The sequence below is a fragment of the Palleniella muris genome (genome assembly GCF_004792655.1).
Classification (GTDB): domain Bacteria; phylum Bacteroidota; class Bacteroidia; order Bacteroidales; family Bacteroidaceae; genus Prevotella; species Prevotella muris_A.
This window is the reverse complement of sequence record NZ_SRZC01000032.1, coordinates 1-12241: the sequence shown is the minus strand read 5'-3', so window position 1 is coordinate 12241 and position 12241 is coordinate 1. Positions and strand designations below refer to the sequence as shown.

Sequence of the window (12241 nt, the reverse complement as noted above, 5' to 3'; positions counted from 1 at the left end):
AACAGAATACAAAAAAAATGAGAAAGTCATCATACATATTAATCCTGCTTGCCGTTTTGTTCCATACAAGCACAATCTTGGCACAAAATGCACAGGTTAAAAAGGCGGCACAAGCTGTATTTTCAATCAATACTTTCAAAGCTGACGGCACACCGTTGGCAACTTCTCATGGTGTCTTTACAAACGGACAAGGTGAAGCCGTAACCCAGTGGACACCTTTCGTCGGAGCAAGCAAGGCTGTTGTCATAGATGCCAACGGTAAAAAATATGACATCGACGGATTGATTGGAGCAAACGAACTTTATGATGTCTGCAAATTCCGCGTTAAAGGTGCAACACCGAAAGCTGAGATAGCAACAGCCACATCTCCTGAAAAATCCAATCTGTGGCTTGCATGCTATGGCGTAAAGAAGCAACGCCTTCTACACTCTTCCGTAACAAAAATAGAGACATTCTCAAAACCGGCAGAAGGCAACAGTGCCGCCAAAGAATATCCGTTCTACATCCTCAGCCTCCAAGCACCTGATGACATTGATTTCTGCCCCGTAATCAGCGATAAAGGAGAAATCGTGGCTCTCATACAAGAAGGTGTGAAGGGCGGAACGGTCAACGCCATCAGTGCACTGTTCCCTACGGATTTCAAATATCAGCCCGTGGGCACACAAGCCTCATTGTTGGCGCAGTCCGACATCCCTGCCGTGCTCCCTGCCGACTACAAGGACGCGCAACTTGCACTCTTCCTTGCCGCCCAGCAGAAGAAAGGCGAGGCATACAAAGCCGTTGTCGAGCAGTTTATCACCGCTTTCCCTGACAAGAACGACGGCTATGAGGCACGTGCACGGATATACCTTGCAGAAAAAGAGGTTGCACTTGCTGACGCTGACATGCAGAAAGCAATAGCAACTGCTGAGAACAAGGCTGAGGCGCACTATTCTTACAGCAACCTTATACTTGCCAAAGAGACACTTTTGCCTGATACTCCCTACCCTGCCTGGTCACTTGACAAAGCCTTGCAGGAGGCAAAAACAGCTTATCAGATAGAAAATGCTCCGGTGTACCTGCAGCAGCAGGCGAAAGTCCTCTTCACACAAAAGAAATATGAAGAGGCTTACAATATCTATATGCAGCTGCAGGAAACTGTCATCGGAGGGGCGGACAATATGTTCAATGCCATGCTGTGCAAGCAGGCTTCCGGTGCTCCGACTGAGGAGGTCATGGCAGCAATGGACAGTGTCATAGCCGCTTGCCCGCAACCATTGACATTCCAGTCTGCACCTTACGTCTTCCGGCGTGGCGCAATGTATCAGGAACAGGGACAGTATCGCAAAGCCATGCTTGACTATAACCTGTACGAGAAGCTCATGGTGGGCACACGACTTGCACCGGAATTCTATTACAACCGCTTCCTGTGCGAGCGCGAGGCACGAGTGTACCAAATGGCTTTGGACGACATTTCAAAGGCTATCGACTTGATGCCGGGCAACGAAGTATACTATTGTGAGCGTGCTTCACTGAAACTCCGCCTGCGCATGTACGATGATGCCATTGCCGATGCCAACCGTGCCATAATCATCAATGACAAGACTGCCGAGGCTTATGCAGTACTTGGAGTGGCACAGTGTAACCAAAAAAAGAAGCATGAGGGCTTGCTCAATCTTGAACAGGCGCGTTCACTCGGCTATCCGCAAGCGGATGAACTGATTAAGAAATACAAGTAACACGTCCATTTGGCAAGGCACATACAAACAGTTACATGACTATTTCAAATCTGCTGGACATCAACGAGCGCAGTGAGTTCCGCAAATGGCTTGCTGCCAACCATGCGACAGAACGCGAATGCTGGATTGCCGTGAAGCGAGGCAAGACTCCTCCAAAGGACATGTTGTGGTATCTCGATGCTGTTGAAGAAGCTCTTTGTTTTGGTTGGATAGACTCCACTTGGAAGAAAGTGGACGGCATGGCGTTGCAGCGTTTCAGCCCACGGGCAAAATCAAGCAGTTGGACGGAACTGAACAAGGAGCGTTGTCGCCGATTGGAGAAGCTCGGACTTATGACTGACAACGGAAGAAAGGTATGTCCGAACTTGAACGCTGAGTTTGAAATAACGCCTGAGATTGTCGAAGCCTTCCAATCCGTATCCCCTGCATGGGAGAATTTCATGGCAATGCCCCCACTCTACCAGCGCGTAAGGATTGACAACATCCGGCGCGTAGCGGCAAATCCCACCCTTTTTCGTAGCCGACTGAACAAGCTCATTGAGGCTTCCATCAAAGGCGAAATGATTGGCGACTGGCACGACTGCGGCCGTTTGCTTGACTACTGACATCAGATACCACATCCAAACAGTGGCTCATATTCTATTATCTGCATGTATTTCTCACTGCATCGGATAGGATATGAGCCACTGTTATTTCTATTCCATCTGTTAAAATCAAGGCAAAATTTTGACAAACAAAATCCCTTGAGTTTTCTTATTATCACTCTTATAAAACACGCAAAACAGGCTTTGTAATATGAAAATCCATGCTTTTCTCCACCATTTTCACAACATACAACTGCAAAATATACGTTTTCCACTGTAAAAGGTAACGAATCACCTTACAACCCATTATCTTTTGTACTGTAAAAAGATACTATTCACCATGCAAAGCGCTATCTTTTGCAATCCGCACAAACATCAACGACGAGACAGTTTGCGTATATCGCTGATTACAAGTTGATTAAAAAATACAAAAATTCTGGCAATATTTCCGACTTTTGCCAACAAATTTATTTATATGCGAAATATAGTGTTAAAAAGATGCGAGTTTTCTTATTGTAGAATTATTAAACAGCATATCTAAATGCGGAATGCTATGACTCCCAATCACTGATAATGAAGGACATCAACACGAGTCGGAGATCTTTTCACTCCTATCAAATAAGATTCTAACACATTACAATCTAAATTTGTTCAACGCAGACCAATTTGGACATTTTTTTTATGATTTCATTAATAAATTAATGGATTTTTGTTGGAAACTTAATATAAAATGTATAACTTTGCATTGAGTAGTTTGGCTAACACCCTAAAATTGGCAATTGCAAAAGAATATGTCTAAAAAGATGACACAAGAGTAAGCAGTAATAGAAACTATCCGCCATTTAGGCGGAGCTGCCACTCTAACACAGATTAACCACAATATTTTCAAAATAACAGAATGCGAATGGAAAGCAAAAAACCCTTTTGCTTCCATCCGTGCTATAGTACAACGCGCCCCTAAACACATATATAAAATCAAGCCTGGTCTGTACGGCTTAGTGGAATGCAAGAAACAATGGCCAACGAAAATGTTTATTTTAGAGGCTACAATTCTGATTTTGATATTTTTGGCAATAAAGATAGCCACTCTTTCACATGGATTACAGATGATTTGCAATATGCAGCAGAATATGCGCGAGTATCATCTGGTAGAATAGCCGTAGTAAAACTGATGCCAGGCAACATTGCTGATGCATATTTCTTAGATGAAGACTTTGACTATATTGCCCCAGCAGAAGAAGATATGATGTCGCTTTATTCGTCTGGTTTTATTGGATATTCTTTCTATGCAAACCACAATGATTCATATTACTTGTGCGTTAAGAGTAATGCTCTGAAAGTTTGTGGAATTATCAATAAAACGGAGTTCATAAACATATTAAAATATTAACTTTCCAAGTATATCTGTAAACAATGAGGTGGATGAAAATCGAATTCATAAGAAATCCTTATTAGTTCGTCAGCAAAGCGCACAGTAAATCAAGCGTAAGAGATACCACTATAATCTTGACATGATTATAGCTTTAAGCTATCGTGTTCAGCCACAAGTAGCTACACACTTCCGACGCTTCTTGCAGATAGAATGTTCGGGCTTTTTGCATCAAGCGCTTGTAATGTGACCATGTTAATATTCTCCACAGTATGGAGAATATTTCAGGAAAAGTGATATAAAATTGCCTATATGTCGTCTAACCCACACTAAAATTTTGCAGAACAAACAAAAAACATAGGGTGACTACTCACTTGCAGAGTAGTAACCCTATGTTCGGATTTTATCTTTTCTCCAGCAGCACAACGTTCTCAACGTGAGGAGTGTGCGGGAACATATCCACCGGCTGCACTGCCATGACCTTATAGTGCTCGTCAAGAAGTTGGAGGTCGCGCGCCTGAGTGGCAGGATTGCAACTTACGTAGACAATACGCTTAGGAGCAGCATTGATGATGACATTTACGACATCAGGGTGCATGCCTGCACGCGGTGGGTCGGTGATGACAACATCAGGATTGCCATGCTCTGCCACGAAATCAGATGTAAGGATGTCCTTCATGTCACCGGCAAAGAACTCTGTATTCCCTATGTTGTTTATAGAAGAGTTGACCTTCGCATCCTCAATAGCCTCCGGCACGTACTCTATTCCGACAACCTTGCCGGCTTTCTTTGCCACAAAATTGGCTATTGTTCCGGTTCCGGTGTAAAGGTCATAGACAACCTCATTGCCTGTCAACTGTGCGAAATTGCGCGCAACAGTGTATAGGTGGTACGCCTGGTCGGTGTTTGTCTGATAGAAGGATTTTGGTCCCACCTTGAAGCGAAGGTCTTCCATAACCTCAAAGATATGGTCATTACCTTTGAAAACATTAACAGTCATGTCACCGAATGTGTCATTGCACTTAGGGTTATACACCCAAAGAAGCGAGGTTATCTGAGGGAATTTCTCTGCCACACTGTCAAGCAGTGCCATCGCCTTCTCCTTGTCAAACAACTTCTGTGACTCTGCCTCTGCATACGCATCAGCAGGAGCAACGTGCTCGGAAGGACCGAACTGCATGAGGAACATCCATTCGCCGGTGTTGGAATTGCGTATCATCATGTCGCGAAGCAGACCGTGCTGCTCGCGTGGATTGAAGAAAGTGAGATTGTTCTCGCACGCGTAACTATATATATGGTTACGTATCTCATTGTTAAGGCTCTCCATCAGGTGGCATGTTTCGATAGGGAGAATCTTGTCAAATGCCCCGGTGATATGGAAACCTATTGCAGGTTCGAAAGGGATGCTCTCAGACATCTGCTCACGTGTAAGCCAACGCTTGCATGAGCACCCGAACTCAAGTTTGTTCCTATACTCGAATATCTTTTCACTGCCAAGTATAGGGCTGCATTCAGGAAGTTCCACATGACCTATGCGGCGCAACTGCTGCATCACTTGGTTCTGCTTTGCCTTCAGCTGCTCCTCGTATGGCAGTTGCTGCCATTTGCATCCGCCACACAGACCGAAATGCTGGCACTTTGGTTCTGTACGGATGTCACTGTACTTGTGGAACTTTATTACTTCCGCTTCGGCATAAGAATGCTTCTTGCGCTTTATCTGCAAGTCCACCACATCGCCCGGAACACAAAACGGCACAAAGACCACCATGTCATTCCAACGAACAATGCTCTTGCCTTCCGCTGCAATGTCCTCTATTGTTATATTCTCAAGTACAGGTAATGCTTTTTTCTTTCTTGACATAAAAGATGTACTATTATATTTATTTTGCTGTTGTTTTCAATAAAACCACGCTCCTCTGTTTTTGGCAGAATATGCCACAAATCAGAAAAACCAATTTGGTACAAAATTACGAATTTTCCAAGAAATAAACAAATATATATAGCAAATAAATATTAAGGTTAAAAATATGTCAAATAAATTTATTAAAAATTTGGCATTTCCTCCAAATTTTAGTATTTTTGCATTTCAGATAAACTTAACATAATTTAATTCTAACAAAAACCTACAAGCACAATGAGCGAAAAAAGAGTTTATACCTTCGGCAATGGTAAGGCGGAAGGCAATGCGCAGATGCGTGAGAGGCTGGGTGGCAAAGGTGCCAACCTTGCTGAAATGAACCTCATCGGCGTACCTGTTCCTCCGGGATTCACTATTACGACAGATACTTGTAATGAATATTATGAGGTCGGACAGGACAAAATCGTTGAACTTCTTAAGGATGAGGTCAATGCTGCTGTCAGTCACGTAGAAGAACTGATGAAGTCAAAGTTCGGTGATGTTGAGAATCCTCTCCTCGTGTCTGTACGTTCCGGTGCCCGTGCTTCCATGCCTGGTATGATGGATACAATCCTCAACCTTGGTCTTAATGACGAAGTGGCAGAGGGCATGTGCAGAAAGACAGGTAACCCACATTTCGTATATGACTCCTACCGCCGTTTCGTACAGATGTACGGTGACGTGGTTCTCGGCATGAAGCCTGAGAACAAGGAGGACATCGACCCATTCGAGAAGATTATCGAGCAGGTAAAGAAGGAGCAGGGCGTAGAACTTGACAAGGACCTCTCTGTTGATTCTTTGAAGAGACTTGTAACACTCTTCAAGACTGCCATTAAGGATCAGACAGGTGCTGATTTCCCTAACGACCCTATCGAGCAACTTTGGGGTGCTATCTGCGCTGTGTTCCGCTCTTGGATGAACGAACGCGCTATCCTCTACCGCAAGATGGAAGGTATTCCTGACGAATGGGGAACAGCTGTTTCCGTTATGGCAATGGTATTCGGAAACATGGGTGACACTTCTGCAACAGGTGTTTGCTTCTCACGTGACGCAGGCAACGGTGAGAACCTTTTCAATGGTGAGTATCTCATCAATGCACAGGGCGAGGACGTTGTGGCAGGTATCCGCACACCACAGCAGATTACAAAGATTGGTTCTCAGCGTTGGGCTGAGCGTGCCGGCATTTCTGAAGAGGAGCGCGTTGCCAAGTATCCTTCCATGGAAGAGGCTATGCCTGAGCTTTATGCAGAGCTTGACGCTCTTCAGGACAAGCTGGAGCACCACTACCACGACATGCAGGACATGGAGTTCACTGTACAGGAAGGCAAACTCTGGTTCCTCCAGACACGTAACGGTAAGCGTACAGGTACTGCCATGGTGAAGATTGCAATGGACCTTCTCCATGAGGGTATGATTGACGAGAAGACTGCTATCCTCCGCTGTGAGCCACAGAAGCTGGACGAGCTTCTCCACCCTGTATTCGACAAACTCGCACTTTCCAAGGCAAAGGTCATCACACAGGGTCTTCCTGCATCACCGGGTGCTGCTTGCGGTCAGATTGTGTTCCACGCTGACGATGCTGAGGCATGGCATGCTGACGGCCACAAAGTCATCATGGTTCGTATCGAGACTTCACCTGAAGACCTCGCCGGAATGTCTGCTGCAGAAGGTATCCTTACTGCACGTGGCGGTATGACATCTCATGCTGCCGTTGTCGCACGTGGCATGGGCAAGTGCTGTGTATCAGGAGCAGGCGCAATCAACGTTGACTATAAGGCTAAGACTGTTGAGATTGACGGCACTGTATATAAAGAAGGTGACTACATCTCACTCAACGGTACAACAGGTCAGGTTTATGCAGGCGAAGTGAAGACTAAGGCAGCAGAGCTTTCTGGAGATTTCAAAGAACTCATGGAACTTTGTGACAAATACACAAAACTCCAGGTTCGCACAAACGCTGACACACCACACGATGCACGCATGGGACGCGAGTTCGGTGCAAAAGGTATCGGTCTGACACGTACAGAGCACATGTTCTTCGAAGGACAGAAGATTATCGCCATGCGTGAGATGATTCTCGCAAGCGATGTAGCCGGGCGCGAGAAGGCTCTTGCAAAACTCCTCCCTTACCAGAAGGCTGACTTCAAGGGCATCCTCGAGGCCATGGACGGACTCCATGTTAACATCCGTCTCCTCGACCCACCTCTCCATGAGTTCGTTCCACATGACCGTGAAGGACAGGAGATTATGGCGAAAGAAATGGGTGTAAGCGTTACTGAAATCCAGAAGCGTGTAAACTCTCTTGCAGAGAACAACCCAATGCTCGGTCACCGTGGCTGCCGCCTTGGCATCACATTCCCAGAAATCACAGCCATGCAGACCCGCGCTATCCTCACAGCCGCTTGCGAGCTGAAGAAGGAAGGCAAGAATCCATGTCCTGAAATCATGGTTCCTCTGATTGGTACCGTACTTGAGCTCAAGCAGCAGAAAGCTATCATCACAAAGACAGCCAAGGAAGTGTTTGAGGAGCAAGGCATCGAGGTAGAGTTTGAAATCGGTACAATGATTGAGATTCCACGTGCTGCCCTCACAGCAAGCCAGATTGCAGAAGAGGCACAGTACTTCTCATTCGGAACTAACGACCTCACACAGATGACCTACGGTTACTCTCGTGACGACATCGCATCCTTCCTCCCTGCTTACATGGAGAAGAAGATTCTTAAGGTTGACCCATTCCAGGTTCTTGACCAGGAGGGTGTGGGCCAGCTCATAGAGATGGCTGTCAAGAATGGTCGCGCCGTACGTCCTGAGCTTCGCACAGGTATCTGTGGCGAGCATGGCGGTGAGCCTTCTTCTGTGAAGTTCTGCGCAAAGGTCGGCATGAACTACGCTTCTTGCTCACCATTCCGCGTGCCTATCGCACGCCTTGCTGCGGCGCAGGCTGCTGTTGAAGAATAAGTAATATTATCAATATAAACCAATCAGGTGGAAATCCTATGCTGTTTTCAGTATATATTTCCACCTGATTTGTTTATAAAAAAAGACACATACGTCCATAAAATGTCGAACAACAAAATAAATTTCGTATTATGATACTTACAACAACACCAACAATCGAAGGCCACACAATACGCGAATACAAAGGCATTGTGGCAGGAGAAACTATTATCGGAGCAAACTTCATGAAGGACTTCTTCGCATCAATCCGCGACATTGTCGGCGGACGCAGCGGCAGTTATGAGAAAGTGCTTATGGAAGCCCGCGAGACATCAATGGCAGAAATGAAGCAGCGCGCAGCACAACTTGGAGCAAATGCCATTGTCGGCATAGATGTAGACTACGAAACCATCGGCGAAAGCTCATCAATGCTCATGGTTGCGACAAGCGGCACTGCCGTGGTCATTGACTGACAACCATTTGCCTTCAGACCACTACCAAACAAAATGAAATGGAGGCTGCCCTGCTACAAAAGCCGGACAGCCTCCACTAAAAAAGCTTTCTTCTATCAAATTATTCCTCCTCAGAGAACTCGGATTTTCCTACACCACATAGAGGACATTCAAAATCCTCCGGCAATTCCTCAAATGGTACACCAGGAGCGATACCTGCCTCAGGAACTCCAACTTCTGGGTCATAAACCCAACCACATACATCACATACGTACTTCTTCATAGCCTTGTTGTTTTTAAATGATTAATACTAAAGTTCCAACAGCATGCGCAGAAACTCAAAGAGAATTATCATCCTCGGCATTGCGTCATGAATGTTTTACGGGTGCAAAGGTAAGCATAAAAAATCATACCGCTAAATTATTTAAGCATTAATCATATTGTTTTTAATATCTTTGTATAACCGTCCCAAAAACATTTCCGTTATATAAAATTAAAAAACATCACCTCCACCACACCGCCTACAAACACCCCACGCTGCATGTTCATTCCTCATTTACAGCGATTTCAAAAGGCAAGAATGCAGCAATCCATGTTAAACTTTACTAAATATAAAGAACAATAAGCAGTACAAAACTAATATTCAAAGAATATTTAGTAATTTTGCATCCGCTTTGCGTTTTTGATACAAAACTTCATACATCACGGACGCAAGCAAATGATTATATCCGCTGAGGCTCAATGAAGTGTCCGCACGATGTGGAACGCCTTACGGAGAAAATCCGATAATTTCACAATACAATTAAACAATGTACGCAATTGTAGAAATCAACGGTCAGCAGTTCAAGGCTGAAGAGGGCAAGAAGCTCTTCGTGCAGCACATCAAGGAGGCTGAGGAAGGCCAGGCTGTTGAGTTTGAGAAAGTACTGCTCGTAGATGCTGACGGCGCAGTCAAGGTAGGTGCACCAACCGTAGAAGGTGCGAAAGTTACAGCTGAGGTTGTCAACCCACTCGTTAAGGGTGACAAGGTAATCGTGTTCAAGATGAAGCGCCGCAAGGACTCTCGCAAGAAGAACGGTCACCGTCAGCAGTACACAGAGATTGTTATCAAGTCAGTAATCGCTTAAATCAGAGGAGGACTTTAGAAATGGCTCATAAAAAAGGTGTCGGTAGTTCTAAGAACGGACGCGAGTCAGCTTCACAGCGACTCGGTGTCAAGATTTGGGGTGGTCAGAAGTGCATCGCAGGCAACATCATCGTTCGCCAGCGCGGTAACAAGCACTTCCCGGGCGAAAATGTAGCACAGGGTAAGGACGATACTCTCTACGCTCTCGTAGACGGTACAGTTAATTTCCACAGAGGAAAGTACGACAAGTCTGTCGTATCGGTTATCCCTGCTGCAGAAGCATAAACCAACTCCAAACACATAGTATTTATTAAAATACACTTATTCCAAACAAACACAAGAACCTGCTTTTCTCACGAAGAGCAGGTCTCTTGCTTTTAAATAGAATCATCCAAAGGACTCTTCTTTATCGGCATGAAAGAGCAAGTGCAGCCTTATAACATTGCTTGTGCAGCCTCCAATGACAGTTTATAGAGCCTTCAAGGTCAGCTTACACAGACTGTAAGGAATACTTTACTGCATAGACACAGACTCAGGCATATTGCCAAAAACAATATGCCTGAGCTAACAGCGGCAAAACTTTAGAGCCCAAGCCTGTCATCTGTACTTGTTTCTTTGTTTTTCCCTTTATATCCATTAAAATTGTATTTGACATTAATGGACAGACAACGCTCATCCACATTATTTTTGAATGCATACTTTTGCCCACTGACATCAGTGCTTACCTTCATCCTGTATGTGTCGAAAACATCCTCATATTTGACAGCGAATGACAAACCTTTTATATTGGTTCGCCAAACCAAGCCCATGGAAACAGAACACATTGCACCAACATCATAGATTCCTTGAACAAGAGGAAATTGATACCAACCGGACAGTTCCATGACAATTTTGTTCTGCATAAGACTTAACGTATTTGCCATGGAAATTCTTGACGATAGTTTTTGCCTTTCAAAAGAAAAATCCTCTACCTGCCTTTTTGAAACATGGACAACAACATCCCGGTAAAACGAATATTGAATGATGTTCCCCATTTTACTGGCACCACCGACATTACACCGACTTTCGTACTTCTCTCCATATTATAGTACTTATATACGGCAGAAAGCTCATCATCACTTTGTGTCAGCAGCTGTGTATAATAGTCATTGCAATACTCATAGAATGCTCCGAAAATATATTTTGAATGCAATAACGAATAGCGTGTATATGGCTTCAGTTCCGGATTGCCTTCGTTGAAGCAATAGTTGTTTATTGCAGTCCTGTTGGAAGCAGTAACCCAATATGGCGGGTAATGTTTTTGACTGCTTAAAGCAAATTGCATAGAGCCGTATTTGCCGAGCTTATACATGAATGTCACACGTGGATACACAGAGAAAGTGTTCCACAGCACTTTGCTCTTATTGACTTGAACACTGTCAAGAGTTGATTTGAAATATTCAGCCTGAGCGGAAACACCGATTAAGCCCTTTTTACCAAAGCGTTTGTTAAAACCGACATAAAAAGAGAAAGCTGATTCCCACTGTGTCGATGCAAATGGCTTGTTGCCATCATCCGCATCAACCGTCTGTTTTGCATTGTCGGTTGCTGAATAAACATATTCCATGCCATATTCCAATGTTCCGAAACGCAAGTTATTCTCATTATTGAGATATGCTTTTGTCTTAAAAAAAACTTCTGCTGATAAAGCCCGTTCATTCCAGTGTGACCAGTATAATCCAAAACCTGGTCTTCCTCCTCTTTATAGAAGGACAAATCACAACCTATTTCAAAATCCTTGTATTTATAGTTGGTTGACAAATTATGCAAACCACTATAACTGTTGCTTCTACTGTCACTCAGTATGCTTCGTTCTCACGCATGTACTCTATGTTATCAGAAATGTACAATGCTGTTTCTTTTTCATAATATTTTGTTTTTATTGTTACTATTTTTTATTCAAAGTCTCCGTGCCCTGTCGAGCATTTGAGGATGCCGACAACAAGCCAAATAATTACGCATATTAAAAACATAGCTTATTTTTGTTTATAACGTTTGTTTGTCTTTTTTATTGAACTTGTTCAAACTAATTTATATTCGTTAATGATTCGCTAAAATACAAAAAATACAGCGTATTTTCCAAAAGGTTTATTATATTATTGTGACCAAACCTTAATAT

Annotated in this window: 9 protein-coding genes and 1 pseudogene; 7 read left to right on the top strand and 3 right to left on the bottom strand. The window is 44.1% G+C overall.

Features of this window, described 5'->3' with window-relative positions:
- Positions 1–17 precede the first annotated feature (17 nt).
- The 3 genes from E5358_RS14005 to E5358_RS13995 all read left to right on the top strand — a co-directional run bounded on the left by E5358_RS14005 (position 18) and on the right by E5358_RS13995 (position 3692).
- The gene (locus E5358_RS14005; RefSeq protein ID WP_135940801.1) at positions 18–1718 is read left to right on the top strand and encodes a tetratricopeptide repeat protein; all 1701 of its coding nucleotides are present in this window, start codon (positions 18–20) and stop codon (positions 1716–1718) included.
- 35 nt (positions 1719–1753) lie between these two features.
- On the top strand, positions 1754–2323 hold the full coding sequence (locus E5358_RS14000; RefSeq protein WP_135940800.1) for a YdeI/OmpD-associated family protein: 570 nt from the start codon (positions 1754–1756) through the stop codon (positions 2321–2323).
- A gap of 994 nt (positions 2324–3317) precedes the next feature.
- Complete coding sequence (locus E5358_RS13995; RefSeq protein WP_135940799.1) at positions 3318–3692, top strand: hypothetical protein; 375 nt, start codon at positions 3318–3320, stop codon at positions 3690–3692.
- Between the two features lie 382 nt (positions 3693–4074).
- Here E5358_RS13995 and rlmD read toward each other — a convergent pair whose 3' ends face one another.
- Complete coding sequence (gene rlmD / locus E5358_RS13985) at positions 4075–5532, bottom strand: 23S rRNA (uracil(1939)-C(5))-methyltransferase RlmD (protein WP_135940798.1); 1458 nt, start codon at positions 5530–5532, stop codon at positions 4075–4077.
- A gap of 273 nt (positions 5533–5805) precedes the next feature.
- Here rlmD and ppdK point away from each other — a divergent pair, with 273 nt between their 5' ends.
- Entirely contained in the window at positions 5806–8526 is a 2721-nt protein-coding gene (ppdK, locus tag E5358_RS13980; protein ID WP_135940797.1) for a pyruvate, phosphate dikinase, read from the top strand.
- 131 nt (positions 8527–8657) lie between these two features.
- A complete protein-coding gene (locus tag E5358_RS13975) occupies positions 8658–8978 on the top strand; it encodes a heavy metal-binding domain-containing protein (protein ID WP_135940796.1) in 321 nt (106 codons plus the stop codon).
- Positions 8979–9078: 100 nt separating this feature from the next.
- Here E5358_RS13975 and rd read toward each other — a convergent pair whose 3' ends face one another.
- Entirely contained in the window at positions 9079–9240 is a 162-nt protein-coding gene (gene rd, locus E5358_RS13970; RefSeq protein ID WP_135940795.1) for a rubredoxin, read from the bottom strand.
- A 526-nt stretch (positions 9241–9766) separates the two neighbouring features.
- Between rd and rplU the strand changes: the two genes are divergently transcribed.
- Complete coding sequence (gene rplU / locus E5358_RS13965; protein WP_135940794.1) at positions 9767–10084, top strand: 50S ribosomal protein L21; 318 nt, start codon at positions 9767–9769, stop codon at positions 10082–10084.
- 20 nt (positions 10085–10104) lie between these two features.
- Entirely contained in the window at positions 10105–10368 is a 264-nt protein-coding gene (gene rpmA / locus E5358_RS13960; protein WP_135940793.1) for a 50S ribosomal protein L27, read from the top strand.
- A gap of 296 nt (positions 10369–10664) precedes the next feature.
- Here rpmA and E5358_RS15645 read toward each other — a convergent pair.
- Positions 10665–11689, bottom strand: a pseudogene (locus E5358_RS15645) (outer membrane beta-barrel protein).
- Positions 11690–12241 lie beyond the last annotated feature (552 nt).

Excerpts from the sequence above, each read along its gene's own strand:
- E5358_RS14005 (WP_135940801.1), top strand. The coding sequence starts at position 18 with ATGAGAAAGTCATCATACATATTAATCCTGCTTGCCGTTTTGTTCCAT.
- E5358_RS14000 (WP_135940800.1), top strand. The coding sequence starts at position 1,754 with ATGACTATTTCAAATCTGCTGGACATCAACGAGCGCAGTGAGTTCCGC.
- E5358_RS13995 (WP_135940799.1), top strand. The coding sequence starts at position 3,318 with ATGGCCAACGAAAATGTTTATTTTAGAGGCTACAATTCTGATTTTGAT.
- rlmD (WP_135940798.1), bottom strand. The coding sequence starts at position 5,532 with ATGTCAAGAAAGAAAAAAGCATTACCTGTACTTGAGAATATAACAATA.
- ppdK (WP_135940797.1), top strand. The coding sequence starts at position 5,806 with ATGAGCGAAAAAAGAGTTTATACCTTCGGCAATGGTAAGGCGGAAGGC.
- E5358_RS13975 (WP_135940796.1), top strand. The coding sequence starts at position 8,658 with ATGATACTTACAACAACACCAACAATCGAAGGCCACACAATACGCGAA.
- rd (WP_135940795.1), bottom strand. The coding sequence starts at position 9,240 with ATGAAGAAGTACGTATGTGATGTATGTGGTTGGGTTTATGACCCAGAA.
- rplU (WP_135940794.1), top strand. The coding sequence starts at position 9,767 with ATGTACGCAATTGTAGAAATCAACGGTCAGCAGTTCAAGGCTGAAGAG.
- rpmA (WP_135940793.1), top strand. The coding sequence starts at position 10,105 with ATGGCTCATAAAAAAGGTGTCGGTAGTTCTAAGAACGGACGCGAGTCA.